At 67.8% G+C, this 20,464-nt stretch carries 20 protein-coding genes; 9 read left to right on the top strand and 11 right to left on the bottom strand.

Annotated features, from left to right (window positions below; translation table 11 throughout):
• The 3 genes from FHT32_RS12645 to FHT32_RS12635 all read left to right on the top strand — a co-directional run.
• Window positions 1-222: transposase domain-containing protein (locus tag FHT32_RS12645; protein WP_176664964.1), on the top strand; the 222-nt coding region annotated here is incomplete at its 5' end.
• A gap of 187 nt (window positions 223-409) precedes the next feature.
• Window positions 410-682, top strand: a complete 273-nt coding sequence (locus FHT32_RS12640; protein ID WP_176664963.1) for a hypothetical protein — start codon at window positions 410-412, stop codon at window positions 680-682.
• 364 nt (window positions 683-1,046) lie between these two features.
• Entirely contained in the window at window positions 1,047-1,517 is a 471-nt protein-coding gene (locus FHT32_RS12635; RefSeq protein ID WP_176664962.1) for a hypothetical protein, read from the top strand.
• Window positions 1,518-1,554: 37 nt separating this feature from the next.
• Here FHT32_RS12635 and FHT32_RS12630 read toward each other — a convergent pair whose 3' ends face one another.
• From FHT32_RS12630 to FHT32_RS12620, 3 genes are all read right to left on the bottom strand, one after another.
• The gene (locus FHT32_RS12630) at window positions 1,555-2,505 is read right to left on the bottom strand and encodes a hypothetical protein (RefSeq protein ID WP_256098973.1); all 951 of its coding nucleotides are present in this window, start codon (window positions 2,503-2,505) and stop codon (window positions 1,555-1,557) included.
• A gap of 20 nt (window positions 2,506-2,525) precedes the next feature.
• Window positions 2,526-3,830 carry a glycosyltransferase family 2 protein gene (locus FHT32_RS12625; RefSeq protein ID WP_176664960.1) on the bottom strand — a complete coding sequence of 435 codons (1,305 nt, stop codon included), beginning with the start codon at window positions 3,828-3,830 and terminating at the stop codon, window positions 2,526-2,528.
• 145 nt (window positions 3,831-3,975) lie between these two features.
• Window positions 3,976-4,890 carry a protein NO VEIN domain-containing protein gene (locus FHT32_RS12620; protein ID WP_176664959.1) on the bottom strand — a complete coding sequence of 305 codons (915 nt, stop codon included), beginning with the start codon at window positions 4,888-4,890 and terminating at the stop codon, window positions 3,976-3,978.
• 96 nt (window positions 4,891-4,986) lie between these two features.
• Between FHT32_RS12620 and FHT32_RS12615 the strand changes: the two genes are divergently transcribed.
• The 3 genes from FHT32_RS12615 to FHT32_RS12605 all read left to right on the top strand — a co-directional run bounded on the left by FHT32_RS12615 (window position 4,987) and on the right by FHT32_RS12605 (window position 8,771).
• The gene (locus FHT32_RS12615) at window positions 4,987-5,547 is read left to right on the top strand and encodes a hypothetical protein (RefSeq protein WP_176664958.1); all 561 of its coding nucleotides are present in this window, start codon (window positions 4,987-4,989) and stop codon (window positions 5,545-5,547) included.
• Window positions 5,544-6,758 (top strand): PrsW family intramembrane metalloprotease, encoded by a 1,215-nt coding sequence (locus FHT32_RS12610; RefSeq protein WP_176664957.1) that lies wholly within the window; start codon window positions 5,544-5,546, stop codon window positions 6,756-6,758. Before FHT32_RS12615 ends, FHT32_RS12610 begins: the two co-directional genes overlap by 4 nt.
• A gap of 111 nt (window positions 6,759-6,869) precedes the next feature.
• Window positions 6,870-8,771 (top strand): ATP-binding protein, encoded by a 1,902-nt coding sequence (locus FHT32_RS12605; protein WP_176664956.1) that lies wholly within the window; start codon window positions 6,870-6,872, stop codon window positions 8,769-8,771.
• Here the strand turns inward: FHT32_RS12605 and FHT32_RS12600 are convergent.
• Entirely contained in the window at window positions 8,744-9,544 is an 801-nt protein-coding gene (locus tag FHT32_RS12600; protein WP_176664955.1) for a DUF1266 domain-containing protein, read from the bottom strand. The genes FHT32_RS12605 and FHT32_RS12600 overlap by 28 nt on opposite strands.
• 277 nt (window positions 9,545-9,821) lie before the next feature.
• Between FHT32_RS12600 and FHT32_RS12595 the strand changes: the two genes are divergently transcribed.
• Window positions 9,822-10,397 (top strand): PadR family transcriptional regulator, encoded by a 576-nt coding sequence (locus FHT32_RS12595; protein WP_176664954.1) that lies wholly within the window; start codon window positions 9,822-9,824, stop codon window positions 10,395-10,397.
• A gap of 56 nt (window positions 10,398-10,453) precedes the next feature.
• Entirely contained in the window at window positions 10,454-11,296 is an 843-nt protein-coding gene (locus FHT32_RS12590; RefSeq protein ID WP_176664953.1) for a siderophore-interacting protein, read from the top strand.
• Window positions 11,297-11,415: 119 nt separating this feature from the next.
• On the opposite strand, the gene FHT32_RS12585 is transcribed toward FHT32_RS12590, so the two are convergent.
• From FHT32_RS12585 to FHT32_RS12575, 3 genes are all read right to left on the bottom strand, one after another.
• Window positions 11,416-12,909 (bottom strand): DHA2 family efflux MFS transporter permease subunit, encoded by a 1,494-nt coding sequence (locus FHT32_RS12585; protein ID WP_176664990.1) that lies wholly within the window; start codon window positions 12,907-12,909, stop codon window positions 11,416-11,418.
• A 35-nt stretch (window positions 12,910-12,944) separates the two neighbouring features.
• Complete coding sequence (locus tag FHT32_RS12580) at window positions 12,945-13,415, bottom strand: MarR family winged helix-turn-helix transcriptional regulator (protein WP_176664952.1); 471 nt, start codon at window positions 13,413-13,415, stop codon at window positions 12,945-12,947.
• Window positions 13,416-13,477: 62 nt separating this feature from the next.
• Window positions 13,478-14,455, bottom strand: coding sequence for a magnesium and cobalt transport protein CorA (locus tag FHT32_RS12575; protein WP_176664951.1), 978 nt, complete (start codon window positions 14,453-14,455; stop codon window positions 13,478-13,480).
• A gap of 236 nt (window positions 14,456-14,691) precedes the next feature.
• Between FHT32_RS12575 and FHT32_RS12570 the strand changes: the two genes are divergently transcribed.
• Window positions 14,692-16,209, top strand: coding sequence for a sensor domain-containing diguanylate cyclase (locus FHT32_RS12570; protein ID WP_176664950.1), 1,518 nt, complete (start codon window positions 14,692-14,694; stop codon window positions 16,207-16,209).
• 46 nt (window positions 16,210-16,255) lie between these two features.
• Here the strand turns inward: FHT32_RS12570 and FHT32_RS12565 are convergent, their stop codons facing one another.
• The 4 genes from FHT32_RS12565 to FHT32_RS12550 all read right to left on the bottom strand — a co-directional run bounded on the left by FHT32_RS12565 (window position 16,256) and on the right by FHT32_RS12550 (window position 20,309).
• A complete protein-coding gene (locus FHT32_RS12565; protein ID WP_176664949.1) occupies window positions 16,256-16,810 on the bottom strand; it encodes a DUF2878 domain-containing protein in 555 nt (184 codons plus the stop codon).
• Window positions 16,811-16,888: 78 nt separating this feature from the next.
• Complete coding sequence (locus FHT32_RS12560) at window positions 16,889-18,106, bottom strand: cyclopropane-fatty-acyl-phospholipid synthase family protein (RefSeq protein WP_176664948.1); 1,218 nt, start codon at window positions 18,104-18,106, stop codon at window positions 16,889-16,891.
• Window positions 18,103-18,909, bottom strand: coding sequence for a DUF1365 domain-containing protein (locus FHT32_RS12555; RefSeq protein WP_176664947.1), 807 nt, complete (start codon window positions 18,907-18,909; stop codon window positions 18,103-18,105). Before FHT32_RS12555 ends, FHT32_RS12560 begins: the two co-directional genes overlap by 4 nt.
• Window positions 18,906-20,309 carry an NAD(P)/FAD-dependent oxidoreductase gene (locus FHT32_RS12550; protein WP_176664946.1) on the bottom strand — a complete coding sequence of 468 codons (1,404 nt, stop codon included), beginning with the start codon at window positions 20,307-20,309 and terminating at the stop codon, window positions 18,906-18,908. Before FHT32_RS12550 ends, FHT32_RS12555 begins: the two co-directional genes overlap by 4 nt.
• Window positions 20,310-20,464: the final 155 nt, after the last annotated feature.

Here is a 20,464-nt window from a genome sequence, read left to right as displayed (position 1 = left end):
GTGGAGAACCAGATCCGGCCGATTGCGCTTGGAAGACAGAACTGGCTGTTCGCCGGCAGCTTGCGCGCCGGCCAGCGAGCTGCGGCCGTCATGAGCCTGGTGCACTCGGCGCGTCTGAACGGCCATGAGCCGCATGCGTACCTGAAGGATGTCCTCGAGCGGCTGCCTACGCACCCAGCCAGTCGCATTGCAGAGCTACTGCCACATCGCTGGGACGCGTAGCGCCATCAAGCCCAGCATCGGATCGGCATCCCTGCAAGGGATGGCAGACTGCCGATCCACCAATGAATTGCGAGATCAAAAAATGCGCTTCCTCGAAGAGCAGCAAGTGTGGCTACTGCCGTCCCCTGCGGGAGCTTCATGCGAAGTACTCGTCGCCGGGAATTCACACGCTCCGACACAACTCTGTATGGACACCCTATCGCATGCACTTGACGGGCTGCAAGCGCTGCAGCAGAAGGCGTGGACTTACCTGACCGAGTTCGTTAGCCCCAACGCCCTCGGTACGCAGGAGCAATGGACTTTGGAGTCCCTGGAGTGCGGATGTGGCCAAGCGACGCGCGACAATCAGATCGCGCTTGTGTACTCCCACGCCGGCGACGTCAACGGCGAGTGGTCGGTGACGCTTCAGCTCTCAAGCCGCCGCTTCTTCACCGTGGCGTTCGCCAGGCGGCAGATCTAGCCGTGAAAGAGATCCGCCGCAAGACGGGATGCCCGGACGCATACAGTGGGTCAACTGGTTGGGGGGAGCTCCTTTCACGATCGGTGGTCGTCGCCCACTAGGAGGGGCGTCTTGCGACAGGGGCATTCACTTTAGAGAAGCGAAGCCGCGCAAGAGAAAAGATTTCGTCGAGAAATTCTCGAATTGGCGAGATATCTGCGGGGGCGCCGCGGCGGGACACAAAGCCCTGACGTTTGGACGCGCATTGCGTCGCCATCGGCCTCCTGAGTTGCTGGTCATCGGCGCCAGCTACCATCGCGCGCAAGCAAAAAAATCAATCGTCATCGCTGCCAATGACCGAGACGATCTACAAGGAGGTTGGAGCATGTCCGAAGAATCATCGACCGGTAGCCCCCGTCGGAAGTGGCTCCGCTGGATCGTCATCTTTTGCGCCATCTCGTCTGCCTCAAAGATCGGCTCGAAGCTGCTGAATGCGGCATTCGAGCCCGAGGTGAAGCCGCCTAGCGTATCGGCGTCACCTTCGGACGCGACGATTGGGATTGCCTTTGGCCGAGTTGCCGCGAAGACGGTCGAAAGCTACTTCGCAAAACACAAGGAGTTCCCGTCCAGCTTGACGGCGGCGCAGTTCGATGCGCCCTTGCCCGACCCCGTCGAGAGCATTCGAGTGAATCCCGAAACCGGAGCCTTGAAGATTGTCTTGATGGGATGGGCTCCCTCGCCTACCAGAACCTTCTTTCTGAATCCCACTATTGAAGCCACCGGAATGACCTGGGAATGCAGGGCGGGCGAAGTGCCGGTGCAAAACCGGCCGCCAGAGTGCCCGGATGCGTGGTGACGACAGTCGGGGCTTCGGTCCGCGAGTGCGCACAAGCTCAGAACCGAATGATCCACTCCCCCCGCAGATACCGGTACTGATAGCTCGGCCCCGCAAACGTCGTACTGCGGCTGTACCCCGCACCGAAGCGGAACACATGCGCGCCCCTCACCGGGCTTTGCAGGCTCACGTCGAGGAGCCTGGTGGGCTGGCTCAGGTCGTGGTTGATGGTCTCCCGGCCGAGGCCGGCGGTCACGGAGGCGGTCCATCCCGCGAAGCGGTGGCGCCAGCCGATGGCGAGCATCGATTCGCTGTAGTTCTTGGGGTTGAAGTAGGCCCTGTCCACGTCGTCGTGGGTGCTTCGGTAGGTGCGGTAGCGCGCCTGCAGCGTGAGGCCGAGGTCGAGCGAGGGCTGGTAGATGAGCCGCAGGCGGCCGTGGTCTCGGCGATTGCCGTCTGAAAAGTACTGCTGCGCGACGAGGCCCACCAGGGTGACGTGGTCGCCCAGGCGCTGGTCGGCCGCGACGCCGACGAACGTGAAGTCGATGCCCCTGTCGAGCGACTTCGGGGTTTCGACCCAGTCGCGCGTGATGAGGAATTCGACCGCCGTGCTCTTGGTGGGCGATATGCGGTAGCTGCCGTCGAGCGTGAGCAGCGTGTGGCCGCCCTGCTCGAACACGCCGGCTTCCATGGAACCGCCGTCGGCCGTTCGGGTTTCTATGTCGCGCGCGAGGAAGGTGAGCTTCTGGCCGCTTCTTTTCCAGCTGTCCTGCTTGTATCGGTAGTCGCCGAGCCTGAAACCGAGGAAGCGGTCGGCGTTCTCGAAAGCCGGAAAGAACTCGACCGACACGCGGCGCGACTGGAAGTGGTCGCTGTCGTTGGTCAGGTAGAACTCGGGGCCGAAGGCCATGGTCTTGGGCTTCTCTTCTTCCTGCGCCTGGCAGGAAGCGGCGGCAAGCAGCGCGAGCGCCGGAATGAAGGCAAGGGCGGCGGCCGAGTGTCGTCTCATCGGTTTCATCGATGCCCGGGTCATTTGGTGCCCCAGGACTTGGGTCTTTTCAATATCTCGTCCAGATAGCCGAGAACGCTGGCCGGTTGCAGGATCAGGCTGTAGAGCAGCACGTAGATGAAGAAGCCCTGGAAGTTCTTGCGCACGACGAGCCCGGTCTGCCTGAACATGCGGCGCTCGATGGAAAACATCAGCAGGCTCAGCGCGAAGGCGGCCGGTATGAGCGCGAGCGTCATCGGGCCGACGATCCAGAAATAGCCGAAGAGCGCGAGCACCAGCCCCGGCATGAAGCCGATGGTGTAGGCCAGGTCGAGCCACGGAAAAAGCAGGTTCCAGTAGATGAAGAAGGTCGACAGCCGCGGCTGCAGAAGAATGCCCGGGTGCTTTGCAAAGGCTTCGGTCATGCCGCGCGCCCAGCGCTGGCGTTGCTTCACCAGTTGGCGGATGCTGGTGGGCACGTTGGTGAAGAGGCAGGCGTCTTCGCAGTGGCCGATGCGGTAGCCGGCCTTCAGCAGCGCCCAGGTGAGCACGATGTCTTCACCCACGCATTCGGGCCAGCCGCCGACCTCTTCCAACGCGTCGCGGTCGTACAGGGAGAACGCGCCCTGCGCCACCAGCGTGCCCTGGAAGAGCGACTGCACGCGCTTGATGGCCGCAATGCCGTGGAAGTAGTCCCACTCCTGGCAGCGGGTGATCCAGTTGTAGCGCGAGTTGCGCACCAGGATCTTTCCGGCAACGGCGCGCGTGTTGGGCGGGTCGGAGTGGTAGCGCTCGACGATGCTGGTGAGCGCGCCCTTGTAGAGGAACGAATCGGCATCGACGGTGATGACGATGTCGTGCAGCACCTGCTTGAAGCCGATGTTCAGCGCGCGCGCCTTGCCGCCGTTCTGCTTGAGGTCGACGAAGGTGATCCACGGATACCGGGCACAGGCACCCTCGACGACGGTGGCGGTGCCGTCCCTGGAGCCGTCGTTGATCACGATGACCTGCAGTTCGCCGGGGTAGTGCTGCCGCTCGATGCTGACGAGGGTTTCCTCGATGGAGGCTTCCTCGTTGTACGCGGCGATCAGGATCGATATCGGCGGATAGACGGAGAGCGGGGAATGCGGCGGCCTCTTGTCCAGAAGCAGGCTGATGGCCAGGAACGCATTCATGAACCCCGGAACGATGGCGATGCCATAGACCAGGAAAACAGCCAGCACCATGCCGATATGGGTGGTCAGGTCGGCCATCCAGGCCTGTGCGGCCCAGATGGAGAAAGCAACCCAAGCAACCGAGCCGATCAATGCGATGAAGAACTTGCCCGATACGGGCAGGTAGATCATCGAATGGGACGTCTTTTGGCTGCTCTCGGTCATATCGCCTTGTGACAATTCCGCGAAATGTAATCTTCCGCAGAGGCGATGAATAGTCTGGTTACTCCCTCAGGGCTTGTTTACAACAGTTGGGCATTGGCCGCGCAGCCTCAGGTCACGAGGGGTCGTAGCCCGGCGCCGAGCTGATTTCGGTCGGCTTGTAGATCTTATGCTGGGCCACGCCGCTGCCGGCATCTGTTACCACCAGCAGGCGCCACAGCGGCTCGCGCTGGGAGCAGTCGCTTTCTTCCTTGCTGAGCTTGAAGCTGGGCACGCCGGACGCGGTGCCCTTGACGGTCACGCGCAGCAGGGTCTGGCCCTTGGCGTTCGACACTTCGAGGTCGAAGCCCTTGCCGGTCATGTTCTCGGCCTTGTAGCCGTAGCCGGTGAAGTGCTTCACCACGTATTCGAGGGCGGCGGCCTGCACGGCCTGGGGCGTGGCTTTTTCGTCGTCTGCAGCCTTGGCGGCGGCGGAGAGTTTCTGCGGCACGTTGCCGCGTTCGCGGGCGGCCTGAATTTCGGCTTCGCTGGGCACCCAGCCGCGCGGGCCGCGCACGAGCACGGCGAGTTTGTGGTCGGGCTCCCAGCTCGCGACGTGCCATTCGTCGTCGTCGCGCACGCGGGTGGACACCTTGGCGTCCTTGCTGCTTTCCACTTCGAGGATGGCGATGCGGTTGGTCTGCAGCAAGGCGCGGAAGCCGTTGCCGGCGTCATGGCTGCGCTTGAGCAGCGCAAGGCGGTCCTTGGCGCGCTGCACCTGCTGGGCGCTGCGCTCGCCGCCGCCGGCGCGGTGGTGGACGTCGAGCGACTCGAGATAGAACCAGCGGCCGTTGGCGGCCACGTTCACCCATTCGGCCCAGATGGTGGCGATGACGTTGTCGCCGGTGGCGAGCCATGCGTGCTCGAATGGCTTGTCGCGCGCGTCGAACACACCCATCTTGGCGACGATTTCCACCGGCGTGAGCCGCGGGCCCGAGAGCCGCATCTCGTCGATCACAGTGAGTACGCGGGGGTCGACTTCCTTGTCCATTCAGTGGAATTCTGCTGAGTTTGAGGGGGTGGGGAGTATGCCGCATCGCCTGGCGCGGGCGCCCGGGCGCGGGCATTCGTATGGCACGATCAAAGGATGAACGAGCCCTCACGCCGCATACCGTATCGCACCTGGCCGGGCGCGCTGGCGGTGCTCCTCGCGATTGCGGCCTACGTGGGCGGCCTCGCGTACTGGGACCGCCACACCCCGGGCAACCGCCCTCTTGCCGCGGGCAAGACGGTCGAGGCGGGCCAGGCCCGCTTCGTGCCGGCCGAGGGGTGGGAGATGGACGTGTCGCGCTCCAAGGCGGGCCAGTCGCTCATGCTCTTCAAGGGCGGCCACAAGTTCCTGGTTTCCACCTTCCCGTGGGCGGGCGGGCCCGACGGCCCGCTGGTGCGCCAGCAGCGGCTGATGGAGCGCGGCCAGCGGCTGCAGATGGACGGCGACGTGTCCGACTTCATCACCTCCTGGGGCCTGCAGGGCAAGACTTTCGCGTACTACGGCTCGAAGCTGGCGGGCCGCTTCTGGCAAGTGGTCGACCAGCGGCGCAAGTCGCTGGTGCAGATCGACTTCTACGGCGCCAGCGACGGCATGGAAGAGGCGCTGGCCGACGCGCGCAGCATGCTCGACTCGATGGACCTGGAGGCGCCGCAGTGAACGCGCCCGTCTTCGAGCCGAACGACCAGGGCCTTCCCACCAACCAGGACACAGGCGCGTGGCCGGTGGGCACCGATTCCTTCTTCCAGCCGCGGCGCGTGGCGTTCTGGGTGCTGGTGGCGCTGATCGTCAACGGGCTCTTCTACCTGGCCTACATGTTTTCAATAGGCTTGCGGGTGGTGCCGGTCACCGCCTTGCTGGGGCTGACGGTGTGGGGCATCTACACGCTGCTTTTCGTGCTGGCCTTCGGCACGCTCGACCTGCTGGAGCAGCATCCGCCCGAAGCCTACGTGCTGGCCTTCGCGTGGGGCGGGCTGGGGGCGGTGTACTTCGCGGCGCCGGCGAACATCGCCATACAGAGCCTGTGCGCCAAGCTGGTGTCGCCGGAGTTCGTGGCGGTGTGGGGGCCGGCCATCGCGGGGCCGGTCACCGAGGAATTCCTGAAGCTCATGGGCGTGATCCTGCTGGTGCTGGTGGCGCGCAACCAGTTCCAGACTTACCTGTCGGTGCTGATCGTGGGCGCCATGGCGGGGCTGGGCTTCCAGGTGATCGAGAACCTGAGCTACACGGTGCGCTCCTCCATCCACTTTCCGCTGGAGAACCAGGTCTATCCGGTGCTGCTGAACCTGTTCACGCGCGGGCTGCTGAGCGGGCTGTGGAGCCACGCGGCCTACACCACCATCGCCTCCTTCGGCGTCGCGTGGTTCCTGCTGCATCCGCGGCGGCCGATGGCGGCGCGCATCGCGGTGGCGGTACTGTGCTTCGTGCTCGCGTGGGCGATGCACTTCATCTGGAACTCGCCCTTCCTCGAAGACCTGTTCGACGGCGGCTATGGCGAGATGGCCGTCATGCTGGTGATCAAGGGGCTGCCCGCGATCATCGTGGCGGGGCTCTTCTGGCAGGTGGCCGCGCGCGAGAACGGCACCTACCTGCATGCGCTGGCGGCCTGGTTCGTGCCCGAGCGCGACCTGATCCGCGACGACGAATGGGTGCGGCTGGGCGCGCCCATGCAGCGCTACAAGGTGCGCCGCGAAATGGGCTGGACCCACGGCTGGCGCGCCCGGCGCCTGAAGACGCACCTGCAGCGCGAGCAGCTGCGGCTGATCCGCAAGGCGGCCACCTACGGGCGCGGGGCGCAGACGCTGCGGCACGAGCTGGCGGTGCGGCGCCTGCGCGCCAAGCTCGACCCGATCATCGAGGCGAAGGCCTGAAGGCCTGAAACCCTGAGGCGTTGCTTTCTCGCGAGGACGGGCAATTCCTGCCCCGAATTGTTAAAAAAGATTGCTAAAGTCGTACGCGTCATGCGACGACAACAACAAGAAATGCTTGGACTGCGCCTGCTGGCGCTGCTGGTGCTCGTGTTGCTGGGCACCGGCTGGAGCTTCCGCGCACAGGCCGCCACGCTCGTCGAACAGGCGCAGCTCACGCTGACCCTGCATGGCGATCACCCCACCGCCCAGCCGCCGGAGCCGCACGCGGTGCAGCTGCCCTACAACTGGGACCAGCGGCAAGGCGCGGTCGATGGCGAGGCGAGCTTCGCGTTCGATATTTCCGTTACCGACCCGAAGGTGCCGCAGGCGCTCTTCGTGCCGCGCATCGGCAACAGCTTCAGGGTGCTGGTCGACGGCCACGAGCTGGCGCGCTTCGGCACCTTTCCGCCAGGGCCGTACGACGACGCCTCCTTCACGCCGCAGTACTTCGCGCTGCCGGCCTCCTCCGCTTCTTCGCAGCGCGTGGAAATCGTCATCGCCGCGCAGCCCGCACGCCAGGGCGGGCTCTCGCCGGTGGTGGCGGGCACGGAGGCCGAGCTCCTGCCGCTGTATGAGAACGCCCTGTTCTGGCAGATCAGCGGCGGGCGCTTCATCGCCATCCTGAGCGGGGTGCTCGGGGCGCTGTCGCTGCTGGTGTGGCTGCGGCAGCGCGAATCGCTGTACCTCTATTACGGCCTGGGCGAGCTTTTCTGGTCGGTGCAGACGGCGCGGGTGCTCTTCACGCATGCGCCGCTGCCCTGGCCCTGGTGGGGCGTGGTGCCGCTGGCGGCGTTCCAGGCGGCGGTGCCGCTGCTGTGCCGCTTCGCGCTGTCGGTGGTGGGCAAGGGAGACACGCGGCTCGCGCGCTTCCTGGGCCTGCTGGCGCTGCTGTCGCCGGTGACGGCCACGCTGGGCATCACCGTGCCGCTGCTGTGGCTGATGCCGGCGTGGAACCTGTTGTGCTTCACGGCGGGGCTGGGCATGGTGGTGATGGTCGTGCGCGTGGCGGTGCGCAGCTCGGTGCTGGAGCACCGCGTGCTGGGCGTGGCCGTGGTGCTGGTGGTGCTGAGCGCCGCGCGCGACAACTGGGTCATGCGCACCTCGCCCGACGCCTACGCGGTGGTGCCGTGGATCCGCTTCGCGTGGGTGGGCTTCGCGATCTCGCTGGCCTGGGTGATCGCCGAGCGCATGCGCAAGGACATGCGCGCCGTGGCGCAGATGAACGCATCGCTCGAAGCCGAACTGGCCGAGCGCAACGCGGCGCTCGAAGCCGTCTTCGCCCGCGAGCGCGAGGGCGAGAAGGCGCGCGGCGCGCTGGAAGAACGCCAGCGCCTCACGCAGGACCTGCACGACGGCCTGGGCGGCCAGCTCGTCGGCCTGCTTCAGATGGCCCAGCAGCCCGGCGCCGCCATGAACGACGTGGCGCTGCACCTGCGCGACGCGGTCGACCAGCTCAAGCTCACGGTGGACGCCATGCACGGGTGCGAAGGCGACGTGGCCTCCGCGCTCGGCAGCGTGCGCTACCGCCTCGGCCCTCGTCTGCAGGCGGCCGGCATCGATCTGCGCTGGGACGTGGACTCGTTGCCCACCATGACGGGCTGGACCGCGCGCGAATCGCACCAGCTGCAGATGCTGCTCTTCGAAGCCTTCGGCAACCTGATGGCGCATGCGCAGGCGACGCAGGCCAGCCTTGGCGCGAGGCTGGTGGAAGGCTCCGAAGAGCGAGCCATCGAGATCGAGCTGCAAGACAACGGCCGCGGCTTCGACACGCAAGCAGCGTTCGCCGGCAAGGGCCTCGCGAACATGCGCACGCGCGCCGTTGCGCTGGGAGGCACGCTCACCGTGCGCTCGCAGCCCGGCGAAACCAGCCTGCTGCTGCACCTGCCGGTGCCGGCGGCATCGACGACGCCAACCGAGTCCGGGCGGGCAACCGACCGGCCGCCGCTTCAGCCGGCAAACGGCACGCTGCGATAGGGACTGCGCGCGTCGCTCAGCAGCAGGCGGTTGGTGCGCAGCAGGTGCTCTTCGCGCGCATCGGAATACTTCCAGATCAGGCCGCCGGCGATGTAGGCCGCGCTCACCTGCGGCCAGCCGGCGTAGGCCTCGCGCACCTGCCTGGTGAGCCCGCCGGCAAAGCCCGCGAACTCCGCGCGCTCGATGTAGCCGAGCTGCACCGCCCAGCGCGACAGGCTGGCCAGGCGCACGGCGTCCCACGCGACCAGGCTGGATATGTCGGCGGGCGAGGCCTTGAAATGCTTGCGCAGCTCATCCACCCAGCTGCGGCTGCCCGCCATCAGCTGGGCCAGGTCCGCCATCGGCTTGCCGCTTTGCGCCGAGAGCTCGCGGTAGTCCAGGCTCTTGCGCGCCTTGATCTGGAAGAACGAGGGGAAGAAGGCATCCATAACCATGCGCAGGACCGCTGGCGTCTCCTGCGTTGCCGTGTCGATCGCGGCGATGGCGTTCCACAGCGGCCGGTAGGCCGAGCGCTGCCCTTCCTCGACGAGCCATCGGGCGGTCTGCTCGAAGCTGGCGCGGTCGTGCACGCTCCACACGTCGGCGATGCCTTCGCGCAGCACGTCGTTGTCCTTGCCGGTGGCCACCGCGTTCACGAAGTCGCCGTTGAAGGCGGACAAAGGCGCGCTGAGCGTGACCAGCCATTGCTCTTGGCCCGAGGGCGCCTCGGCGGTGTCGAAGTGAAGCTTGTCGTTGTCCATCAACGCGTGGCCGAGCGTGTCCATCATCCCCATTGAAACTCCCTGTGTTCTAAGCGCCCATGCATCCGGCGGATGCCAGGCAGGTTGACAAATGGTGGGGCCGCACGCGCGGCGAACTGGCGCCGGATTGGCGTGGCAGGCACGCCGCAGCCCCGAGGAAGGGCAGATGTTAACCAGAACGGACGTCCGGACATCTGATGAATTCTGGCCTTGGCCAGGAAGAGGCCCGCCCTTCGTCTTGGGTATCGATTTGACTAAGTTTTAGATATATCTAAAATAATTCAGACATACTTCAAGAAGGACACCCACCATGAGACATTTCCACTTCGGCCACGGCCATCACCACTGCAGCGTCGCCCGCGGCGAGCATGAAGACGGTCTTTCCGGCGGCCGCGGGCATCGCAGCGGACGTGGCGGCGGGCGCGTGTTCGGCCATGGCGGCCTGCGCTTCGTGCTGCTGCAGCTCATTGCCGACAAGCCCTCGCACGGCTACGAGCTGATCAAGGCCATCGAAGAGCGCCTCGGCGGCAGCTACGCGCCCAGCCCCGGCGTGGTCTATCCCACGCTCACGCTGCTCGAGGAGATGGGCTACCTCAGCGTCGACACCGCCGACGGCAGCGGCCGCAAGAGCTACAGCATCACCGACAGCGGCCGCGAATTCCTCGCGGCCAACCGCGAGATGGCCGACGCCATGATGGCCCGCATGAGCGGCGGCGTAGACGGCGCCGGCCCGCGCGGCGGACGCCCGCCGCAGGTCACGCGCGCCATCGAGAACCTCAAGCTCGCGATGCGCATGCGCCTGACGGGCGCGCCGCTGACCGATCAGCAGGCCCACGAATTCGCCGCGGTGCTCGACGCCGCGGCCCAGCAGATCGAAAGGATCTGAGGGGCCGAGCGCAACCCGAATCCCAACCAACCCTGTCTCGCAACAGGATTTCCGCAATGACTGACTTCAGTACATCACCAGCGTCCACGGCACCCACCCTGCCGGACCGCACGCCCCGCCGGGTGCGCCACGAGCTGCGCTTTCGCAAGCTCGCGGTGAAGACCGTGCGGCGCGTGACGCCGCACCTGATCCGCGTCACGCTCGCCGGCGACGACCTCGCGGGCTTCACCAGCCCGGGCTTCGACGACCACGCGAAGATCTTCTTTCCCGACGCCTCCGGCAAGCTCGCGCTGCCCATGGCCGGCCCCGACGGCCCGGTGTGGCCCGACGGCCGCCCGACCATGCGCGACTACACGCCGCGCCGCTACGACGCAGCCGCGGGCACGCTCGAGATCGACTTCGCGCTGCACGAGGCCGGCCCCGCCACGCAGTGGGCCGAGCAGGCGAAACCCGGCGACATCCTCGGCGTTGGCGGCCCGCGCGGCTCGTTCATCGTGCCGACGGAGTTCGACTGGCACCTGCTGATCGGCGACGACACCGCCCTGCCCGCGATCTCGCGGCGCCTTGCAGAGCTGCCCGCCGGCACGCGCGTGGTGGTGCTGGCCGAGGTGGACAGCGAAGCCGACGAGCTTCCCTTCGACACGCACGCCGAGCTCACGCTGAAGTGGGTGCACCGCCGCGGCGCCGAGCCGGGCCTGAGCCCCGTGCTGCTCGACGCGCTGAAGGCCATGCAGTTGCCGGCCGGCGACTTCCACGCGTGGGTGGGCTGCGAATCGGCCATCGCCAAGGCGCTGCGCGCGCATCTGGTGGGCGAGCGCGGCGCGAACCCGAAGTGGACGCGGGCCTCGGGCTACTGGCGCCGCGGAGCGGTGGCCACGCACGATTCGCACGACGAGTGAATTGACTTGCTCCTTCCCCCTTTGAGGGAAGGTTGGGATGGGGGCAAGCAGAGCGCCCGATGGAGGCGCCGCTTGCCCCCACCCCTGCCCTCCCCCAGCGGGGGAGGGAGAAATGCAGGTCAGTGCGGCACTTCGGCAGGCCCCGACGCCGCCGCGCTGCGCCTCGGGCTACGTATCAGCAACAGCAGCGGAATCGCCAGCACCGTGATGATCATCATGATGGCGAAGTCGTCCAGGTAGCCGATCAGCGCACCCTGCCGCGTCACCTCGGCGTTCAGCAGCGCGAGCCCCGTGGCGGTGTCGGGCGACATCATCTGCGGCAGGGTCGCAAGCGCCGCGTTGCCGGGTGCCACGGTCGCCGCGATCTGCGCATGCGCCTTGCTCGAACCCTCGGTGAGCAGCGCCTGCACGATCGAAATGCCCACGCTGCTGCCGATGTTGCGCAGCAGGCTGAAGATGGGCGTGCCCTGGTTGCGCAGCCTCGGCGCCAGCGTGGCGAAGGTGGCGGTGGACAGCGGCACGAAGGTGAAGCCGATGCCCAGCCCCTGGATGAAGCCCGACACCACGATGAGCGTGCTGTCCATCTGCAGCGTGAGCCGCGTCATCTGGTAGAGCGAGAAGGCCGTGAGGCCGAAGCCCAGCGCCATGATCGCGCGCACGTCGATGCGCTGCACCAGCCGCCCGACGATGATCATCGCGATCATCGTTCCCACGCCGCGCGGCGCCGTCACCTCGCCGGTGTAGACCACCGGGTAGCCCATCAGGCCCTGCAGGAAGTTGGGCAGCAGCGCCATCGTCGCGAACAGGATCATGCCGACGATGAACGCGAACAGCAGGCCGGTGACGAAGTTGCGGTCTTTCAGCAGGTCGCGGTCGAAGAATGAGACGCCCTGCACCGTCCAGGTGTGGACCACGAAGAAGCAGAAGGCCACCAGCGCGGCCGCCGCTTCGAGCTTGATCTCCCACGACTCGAACCAGTCGAGCTGTTCGCCGCGGTCGAGGAACAGCTGCAGCATGCCGATGGCGATGCTCAGCGTGACGAAGCCGAAGATGTCGAGCCGCTCGCCCTGCGGCCGGCTCTCTGGCAGGTAGCGCGCGATGCCCCAGAAGGCGAACACGCCCACCGGCAGGTTGATGAAGAACACCCAGCGCCAGTCGAAGTTCTCGGTGAGCCAGCCGCCCAGCAGCGGCCCGAGGATCGGCCCGACCATGATGCCCGCGCCCCAGATGGCCATGGCCTGGCCGACCTTCTCGCGCGGGTTGATGTCCAGCAGCACCGCCTGCGACAGCGGCACCAGCGCCGCCCCGAACACGCCCTGCAGCAGCCGCGCCGCCACGATGCCCACCAGCGAGGTCGCCAGCCCGCACAGCGCCGAGGCCACGGTGAAGCCGATCACCGAGATGATGAACACTCGCCTGCGCCCCCAGTGGCCGCACAGCCAGCCGGTGAGCGGCAGCGCGATGGCCGAGGCCACGATGTACGAGGTGAGCACCCAGGTGATCTGGTCCTGCGAGGCCTGCAGGCTGCCCTGCATGTGCGGCAGCGCCACGTTGGCGATGGTGGTGTCCAGCGCCTGCATGATGGTCGCCAGCATGATCGAGATGGTGATCATGCCGCGGTGCGGCACGGCGGTTCCGGGCGCGGCGCTCACGGCTTGCGGCCTTCGCCGGAGGTGATCTCCACGAGGCTGCCGTGCACCCTGGAGAGCAGGCCCAGCAGCTGCGCGCGCTCGGCCTGCGACAGCACCGACATCACGCGGGCGTTGAGCCCGTCGCTGATGCTCAGGGCGCTGTCGAGCGCCTTCTCGGCGCTGGGCTCCAGGTGGATCCGGTTGACGCGGCGGTCGGTGGGACTGGGCTCGCGGCGTATCCAGCCGGCGGCCGCCATGCGGTCGCACAGGCCGGCCACGGCCATGGGCGTGAGGTCGAGCCGCTGCGCGAGTTCGGCCTGCGAGAGCGGCTCTTCTTCGTCGCCGTGCATCGCCAGCGCGCCCAGCAGGCGGCACTGCGCGCTGGTGAGCCCGATGCGCTCGCGCGCGAGGCGGTCGAACTCCTCGCCGTAGAGCTTGCCCACGCTCTTGACGAGGAAGCCGAAGCGCTGCGTGAAGTCCCTTTTCATAAGGGACTTGATTGTCTACATGTTTATTAGTTGGGCATTAGCAGCGCAGGTGTCCGAGGCTCCTAGAGCCAGCCCGCGCGCCTGAACCGGTAGTAGAGATAGCCGCAGGTGCTCACGATCAGCCCCAGCGCAATGCCGTAGCCGTAGCGGAATTTCAGCTCCGGCATGTTCTCGAAGTTCATGCCCCAGATGCCCGCGAAGGCGGTGCACACCGCGAAGATGCTGGCCCAGGCCGCGAGGCGCTTGGTGACCTCGCTCTCCTCGATGGTGACCATCGACAGGTTCACCTGTATGGCCGTGGCGATGGTGTCGCGCATGGCATCGATCGATGCGTTGATGCGCACCAGGTGGTCGCCCACGTCGCGGAAGTATTCCTGCGAGCTCATGCAGATCTGCGGCACGCGCCCGCCGTGCATCTTGCCGGCGGCCTCCACCAGCGGCGCCACCGCGCGCTTGAGGATCATGCTGCGCCGCTTCAGGTCGTAGAGCTGCTTGATCTTGTCGCGCGCCGCGCCGCCCTGGCCGAAGATCTGCTGCTCGATGGATTCCAGCTCCACCTCCAGCGCGTCGATGACCGGGAAGTAGCGGTCGACCACAGCGTCCATCAGCGCATACAGCACGAAGCCCGCGCCGTGGCGCAGCAGCTCCGGCTCGCGCTCGCAGCGCTCGCGCACGCCCAGGAAACCCTGCTTGCTGCGGTTGCGCACCGACAGCACGTAGTTGGCGCCGACGAAGACGTCGACCTCGCCCACGTTCATGCTGTGCTCGCCCTCCTCCGAGGGCTCCACAAGATGCATGACGACGAAGAGCGAGTTGCCGTACTCCTCCATCTTCGGTCGCTGGTGGCCGTGGTGGGCGTCCTCCACCGCCAGCGGATGCAGGCCGAATTCCTTCTGCATCTCGCGAAGCTCCTCGTCGGAGGCATCGCTGAGCGCCACCCACACGAAGCAGCCGGGCCGGCCGATGTAGTCGCTGATGTCCTCGACCGATATGTCGGCGAGCTTGGAGCCGTTTTCGTAGGCGACGCAGTTGATCAGCATCGATGCCCCCGGGGAGTTCACATGGGTGGAAACCATCGATGGTGCCACGAGACTCCCGCTGCGCCTGCCACCAGCGCTTCAGGCAGGTCGGATAGAGTTCGCCATGCCTGGCCGGCACGGGAACCGGCCGACGGCACAGCGGCACGCAACAACAACCACGACAACAGACGCCGCAACGCAGAAGACGAATAAGGGGAGCAAGGGATGGAAACCGGTTCGTTCGAGGAGTTGCTCAAGTGAAGCGCGACGTTCGCCTTGCGAAGGTCCTGCTCGCGGCCGTCATGGTCTCGGTGTCGGCGGCCACGGGCTGGCAGCTGTGGGCAGCGCGCGACCAGACGCTGGCGGCGGCCGACACCAACAACCTCAACCTCGCCAAGGCGCTGAACATCTACGCCGAAGGCATCTTCACCCAGAGCGACATGCTGCTGCAGAGCGTGGCCGAGACGCTGAAGGCGCCAGACTGGGAGGCGGAGCATCTGCAGCGCGTGCAGTCGCTGGTCGAGCGGCAGAAGAGCCTGCTCGACCCGCTCGACGGCGTCGCCTTGCTCGATGCCCGGGGCGACTGGCTGATGCACTCCAGGGGCCGCATCCCGCCGGGCACCAACAGCGCCGATCGGCCCTACTTCATCCACCACCGCGACACGCGCTCGAACGACGTCCTCATCAGCCCGCCGATCCGCAACCCCTTCACCGGCGAATGGGGAATCACGGTCAGCCGGCGCCTGGAAGACGACACGGGCGGATTCGCCGGCGTCGCCGTCATCGGCCTGGGCCTGCAGAACTTCCTGCGCGCATTCGGCACCATCACCCTGCCCGGCAGCGGCACCATCGGCCTGAGCACCTACCACGGGAAGATGCTGGTGCTCTACCCCTACCGCGAGCAGGACATCGGACTCGATTTCTCCGGCTCGCCCAACTTCCAGCGCCACTTCGGCGGCACGTCGGGCACCGCGTCGTTCCGCTCCAGCGTGGATGGAACGCAGCGGCTCTACGCCTTCCGCAAGAGCGACCGCTACCCGGTGCTGACCACCGTGGCGGTCGGCCGCCACCAGGCGCTGCAGGCCTGGAGGCACCAGGCGCTGCTCACGGTCGGCGTCGTGGGCGCGCTGCTGGCGGCAGTGGCCGCCGTGGGCTGGCGGCTGATCATCAACATCGGGCGGCGGATCAGGGCCGAGGCTTCGCTGCTGGCCGCGCGCGAAGACCTGCTGCAGGCCAACCAGCGGCTTGCAGTGCTGGCGACGCAGGACCAGCTCACCGGCCTGGCCAACCGCCGCAGCTTCGACGAGGTGCTGGCGCAGGAATCCCGGCGCGCGGCGCGCGAAGGCTCGGCCCTGTCGCTGCTGCTGCTGGACCTGGACTACTTCAAGCGCTTCAACGACGCATACGGCCACGTGGCCGGCGACCAGTGCCTGCGGGCCGTCGCAATGGCGCTGAGCCGCAGCATCAGGCGCCCGGGCGACCTGGTCGCACGCTACGGCGGCGAGGAGCTGGCCATCGTCCTGCCCAGCACCGGCCTGCAGGGCGCCTGCAAAGTCGCCGAGCTGCTGCTCGAACAGGTCCGCGCGCTCGGCATCACGCACAGCGAGAGTCCGCATGGACAGGTCACCGTCAGCATCGGCGTGGCGACCCTGCAGGGCCCTCGGTTGCACGAGCCGGAGCAACGGCTCGTCGAGGCGGCCGACCATGCGCTGTACCGGGCCAAGGAGAACGGGCGCAACTGCTGGATCAGCCAGGAAGAATGGCCGGCTGGCTGAGCGCCATGCGGCTCGAAGGCAGCGGGACTCGGCGGATTCAGCCGATTCAGCGCAACATGCGGCGGGCTGCGCGCTGCCCCAGCCAGCGCGCCAGCTCCACGAGCAGCGGCGTCATCACGGCCCAGCCGGCGCCCAGCACCAGCATCGCCCGCGTGGGGTCGGGAAACTGTCCGGCGCCCATGCGCACCGCGGCCGCGTAAGACAAGGCACCGCCCACGCCGCCGACCACGGCCGATAGCAGCCAGCGCCCATGCAGCCAGCGCAACGGCCCACGCAGCGTGGTCGAGAAGAGCGCCCACAGCCCCAGGATCCACGCGGGCGCCAGGCCCGGCCAGGGCCCGGGCGAGGCATAGACGAGCACGCCGCCGCGCGCCATGCCGGTGTCCCACGCCAGGCCCAGGAGCACCGCGCACAGCGCCAGCAGCAGCTCGTCCCGGCGCGCATCGCTGAACCACAGGTTCAGCAGCACGGCGCCGATGCAGGCCGCCACGCCCCAGCCGGGCGCGCCGCGCGCGGCGCCCAGCACGCAGGCGAACCAGGCCACCTGGAACACCGCGAGGTTGAGAAACACGGGGCCGTATCGGCGCGGCAGCGAGTTCATCGGCTTCGACTCCTCCGGCCCGAGCGCCTGGCGACGATCACACCTGGAGCTCCGGGCCACCGTCCGCCCGCGCCGCCTTCAGGCATCGGCCGCGCGCAGCCGGTACAGCCCCACATCGATGCGCCCGGAGCGAAAGCCGGCCTCGCAGTACGACAGGTAGTAGGTCCACAGCCGCTTGAACGCCGCGTCGAAGCCCAGCGGCTCGATCTGCGGCCACGCCGCGAGGAAGCGCCTGCGCCACTCGGCGAGCGTTCGCCCGTAGTCCGGGCCGAAGCAGCGCGAAGACTCGATCACCAGCCCCGCGCGCCGCGCCTGCTCCTGCAGCACGCCCGGGCTGGGCAGCATGCCGCCCGGGAAGATGCAGTGCTGGATGAAATCGGCGCCCTGGCGGTAGCCTTCGAAATGCTCGTCGGCGATGGTGATCGCCTGCAGCACCACGACGCCACCGGGCTTCAGGCGGTCGCGCAGGGTCGCGAAGTAGGTGGGCCAGTAGGCCTCGCCGACGGCCTCGATCATCTCGATGGACACGATGCGGTCGAACCGGCCCTGCACGTCGCGGTAGTCCTGCAGGCGCAGGTCGAGCTTGTCGGCCACGCCCCATTCCTGGCCGCGCTCGCGGGCGAAGGCCAGCTGCTCGGCAGACAGCGTGAGCCCGGTCACGCGCGCATCGTGGCGGCGGGCCAGGCTCGCGGCCAGGGTTCCCCAGCCGCAGCCGATCTCGAGCACATCGGCGCCTTTCGGGGTGTCGAGCATGCGGTGGATGGCATCCAGGCGGCGCGCCTGGGCGGCTTCCAGCGTGTCGTCGGCTTCCTCGCTGAAGAGCGCGCTCGAATACAACATGCTGTCGTCGAGCCAGAGCCGGTAGAACTCGTTGCCCAGGTCGTAGTGGAAGGAGATGTTGTGCCGGCTGCCGCTGCGGCTGTTCCTGCGCGCCAGGTGCAGCAGCCGGGCCAGCCAGCGCGAGGGGCCGCGACCCTTGAGCAGCGAGCCCCAGGCCGCCTCGTTGGCCAGGCCGAATTCGAACAGGGCCAGCAGGTCGGGGCTCTCCCATTCGCCGTCGCGGAAGCTCAGGGCCAGGCCGAGGTCGCCCTGCATGAGCAGCCGCATGATCGGCCGCCAGCTCAGCAGCCGCAGGCTGGCATGCGGGCCGGGCTCGCGGCCGGCCACTTCGATGCAGCGCCCGCCGGGCAGCGTCAGCGCCAGCCGGCCGAAGCGCGTGCGCGCGAGCAGCCGCCGCAGCGGCGAGAAGGCCGGCGCGGTGTCGAGAACGGGGGCGGAGGGCGTGGTCAGGCTCATGGAGTCTCGCTCGTGGAAACGATGGTGATGTCGCGCTCCGGGGCCGCCGGGCGCGGATGCAGGGGCACGCGCTTGATCCACAGGCGCAGGGCCTGCCAGTGGATGGCCGCGACGACCTTGAGGGTCAGCAGCGGATGGGTCAGGAACACGCGCAGCAGCGCGAGGTCGCTCAGCGGGGTGCGCTGGCCGTCCTGGCGCGCGTTGAGCACGGCGCCGTCGGCATCGTGCACGCTCACGCCGATCGACACCGACTCGCCCGGCGGCGCGATGCGGAAGCGGTAGCGCATTTCCATGCCGTTGAAGGGCGAGACGTACATCCGCTTGTCGCAGCGCTGGTCGATGACAGCGGCGGCCGCGTCTTCCATCGGATCCGCCGGGTCCACCGGTATCAGATAGCTGTGCCGCTGCCCGAAGGTGTTGTTGACCTCGTAGACCATCGCCTGCAGCGCGCCGCCCGGCGCATGACAGAACCACACGCTGAGCGGGTTGAAGACATGGCCGAGCAGCCGCGGCAAGGTCAGCAGCCGGATCGCGCCGCCCGTGGGCAGGCCGGCCTCGCGCAGGCGCGCCTCGACCTGGGCGCGCAGGTCGCGGCCCGAGCCGTCGCCATAGTCGGCGGCGTGGAAGCTGAACAGGTTGAAGCGGTCCACCGAGAACAGGCGCAGCCGCTCGTGCAGTTGCGGCAGCTCGTCGATGTCGACCAGCACGCTGTAGATGCGGTAGGCCAGCCGGTGGCGCCTGGGCCGCAGCCGCTGGTGCATGACGCGCCCGACATAGAGCGCCGAGCCGCCCTGCCCGTTCATGATTCGACGGCCTGCGCGGCCTGCATCCCGGGCAGCAGATGGATGCGCCCGGATTCCTCCGGCACGCTCCACGGCCGGCGGACGCCGCCCAGCGCTTCGGCCACCGCCAGGCCGGCCTGCAGGCCGTCCTCATGGAAGCCGGAGCCGAAGTACGCCCCGCAGAACCAGGTGCGGCGCTGGCCCTGCAGGTTCCAGAGGTGGCGCTGCGCGGCCATGGCGGCGGCATCGAACAGCGGATGGTCGTAGACCTCGGTGCGGATCAGGTGCTCGGGCCGCGGGCCGGTCAGGGGGTTGAGCGTCAGGAACAGAGGGTCGGCTGCCGGGCCCTGTGGCAGATGGGGCTGCAGCCGATTCATCCAGTAGGTCACGGTCGGGGCTGCGCCGCTGCCGCGCGTGCCGAGGTAGTTCCAGCTCGACCACACGGCGCGGCGCGCGGGCATCAGGGCCGGGTCGCGATGCAGCACGGCCAGGTTGCGGCTGTAGGGGAAGGCACCCAGCAGCGCGCGTTCGGTGTTCGATGCGTCGGGCAGCAGGGCCAGCGACCGGTCGGCGTGAGTGGCAAGCACGACCTGGTCGATTCGCTGCGGCCACCAGCCCTCGGTCGTGCGCAGCCGCACGCCATCCGGCTCGCGATGCAGTTCGAGCACGGCCTGGTCGAGGTGCACGCGCTCGGCGAAAGGCCGGCTCAGGCGCCGCACGTACTCGCGGCTGCCGCCGGTCACGGTGCGCCAGACCGGCCGGTCGCTGATCTGAAGCAGGCCGTGGTTCTCGCAGAAGCGAACGAAGGCCGCCACCGGATAGCGCCCCACCCGCGCCGCCGGCGTGGACCAGATGGCAGCGGCCATGGGATAGAGGTGGTCGTCGCGGAATGCGCGGCCGTAGCCGCGGGCGTCGAGGTAGTCGTCCAGCGCCTGATCGCCGGCTTCACGGGCGTCGCGCGGCGCCTCGCGGTAGAAGCGCAGCAGTTCGCGCAGCATGGCCCAGAACCGCGGGCTCGCCAGGTTGCGCTTCTGGGCGAACAGGCCGCGCAGGTCGGTGCCGGCGTATTCGAGCCGGCCGGCGTCCAGGCTGACGGCGAACGACATGTCCGAAGCCGCGGTCGGCACGCCCAGGTGCCGGAACAAGGCGCTGAGGTTCGGATAGGCGGGCTCGTTGTAGACGATGAAGCCGGTATCCACCGGCACCGGGCCTTCGCGGCCGGGCGCGTCCACCGTGTTGCTGTGGCCGCCGAGGCGCGATTCGCTCTCGAACACCGTCACCTCGTGCCGCTGGGACAGCAGCCAGGCGCAGGAAAGTCCCGAGATGCCGGTGCCGACGACGGCGATGCGCTGGCCCTGGCCCTGCGAAGTGGGTGTCGCGAGGACGGTGGGCTGGGCGGGCTGGGGATCGAAGGGCGGCATGGTGCGTATCCAGGTGTTGGAGCTTGTACGCAGGAAATTACCGTTTGGACCATGGCGCGTTGCGGCGATGATCCGATCGCGGCCCGATTGCGTAAGGGTTAGCATGGCCGCCGTTCCCGACCCATCCACCCAACCTGCGGGCATTCCGGTGCCCC

The organism is Variovorax sp. SG517 (assembly GCF_013376045.1).
Lineage (GTDB): Bacteria > Pseudomonadota > Gammaproteobacteria > Burkholderiales > Burkholderiaceae_C > Variovorax.
Note: the sequence above shows the minus strand (reverse complement) of the source record. Positions and strands in the feature narration are given on the sequence as shown.

Excerpts from the sequence above, each read along its gene's own strand:
- FHT32_RS12640 (WP_176664963.1), top strand. The coding sequence starts at position 410 with ATGGACACCCTATCGCATGCACTTGACGGGCTGCAAGCGCTGCAGCAG.
- FHT32_RS12635 (WP_176664962.1), top strand. The coding sequence starts at position 1,047 with ATGTCCGAAGAATCATCGACCGGTAGCCCCCGTCGGAAGTGGCTCCGC.
- FHT32_RS12630 (WP_256098973.1), bottom strand. The coding sequence starts at position 2,505 with ATGAGACGACACTCGGCCGCCGCCCTTGCCTTCATTCCGGCGCTCGCG.
- FHT32_RS12625 (WP_176664960.1), bottom strand. The coding sequence starts at position 3,830 with ATGATCTACCTGCCCGTATCGGGCAAGTTCTTCATCGCATTGATCGGC.
- FHT32_RS12620 (WP_176664959.1), bottom strand. The coding sequence starts at position 4,890 with ATGGACAAGGAAGTCGACCCCCGCGTACTCACTGTGATCGACGAGATG.
- FHT32_RS12615 (WP_176664958.1), top strand. The coding sequence starts at position 4,987 with ATGAACGAGCCCTCACGCCGCATACCGTATCGCACCTGGCCGGGCGCG.
- FHT32_RS12605 (WP_176664956.1), top strand. The coding sequence starts at position 6,870 with ATGCTTGGACTGCGCCTGCTGGCGCTGCTGGTGCTCGTGTTGCTGGGC.
- FHT32_RS12600 (WP_176664955.1), bottom strand. The coding sequence starts at position 9,544 with ATGGGGATGATGGACACGCTCGGCCACGCGTTGATGGACAACGACAAG.
- FHT32_RS12595 (WP_176664954.1), top strand. The coding sequence starts at position 9,822 with ATGAGACATTTCCACTTCGGCCACGGCCATCACCACTGCAGCGTCGCC.
- FHT32_RS12590 (WP_176664953.1), top strand. The coding sequence starts at position 10,454 with ATGACTGACTTCAGTACATCACCAGCGTCCACGGCACCCACCCTGCCG.
- FHT32_RS12585 (WP_176664990.1), bottom strand. The coding sequence starts at position 12,909 with ATGATCACCATCTCGATCATGCTGGCGACCATCATGCAGGCGCTGGAC.
- FHT32_RS12580 (WP_176664952.1), bottom strand. The coding sequence starts at position 13,415 with ATGAAAAGGGACTTCACGCAGCGCTTCGGCTTCCTCGTCAAGAGCGTG.
- FHT32_RS12575 (WP_176664951.1), bottom strand. The coding sequence starts at position 14,455 with ATGCTGATCAACTGCGTCGCCTACGAAAACGGCTCCAAGCTCGCCGAC.
- FHT32_RS12565 (WP_176664949.1), bottom strand. The coding sequence starts at position 16,810 with ATGAACTCGCTGCCGCGCCGATACGGCCCCGTGTTTCTCAACCTCGCG.
- FHT32_RS12560 (WP_176664948.1), bottom strand. The coding sequence starts at position 18,106 with ATGAGCCTGACCACGCCCTCCGCCCCCGTTCTCGACACCGCGCCGGCC.
- FHT32_RS12555 (WP_176664947.1), bottom strand. The coding sequence starts at position 18,909 with ATGAACGGGCAGGGCGGCTCGGCGCTCTATGTCGGGCGCGTCATGCAC.
- FHT32_RS12550 (WP_176664946.1), bottom strand. The coding sequence starts at position 20,309 with ATGCCGCCCTTCGATCCCCAGCCCGCCCAGCCCACCGTCCTCGCGACA.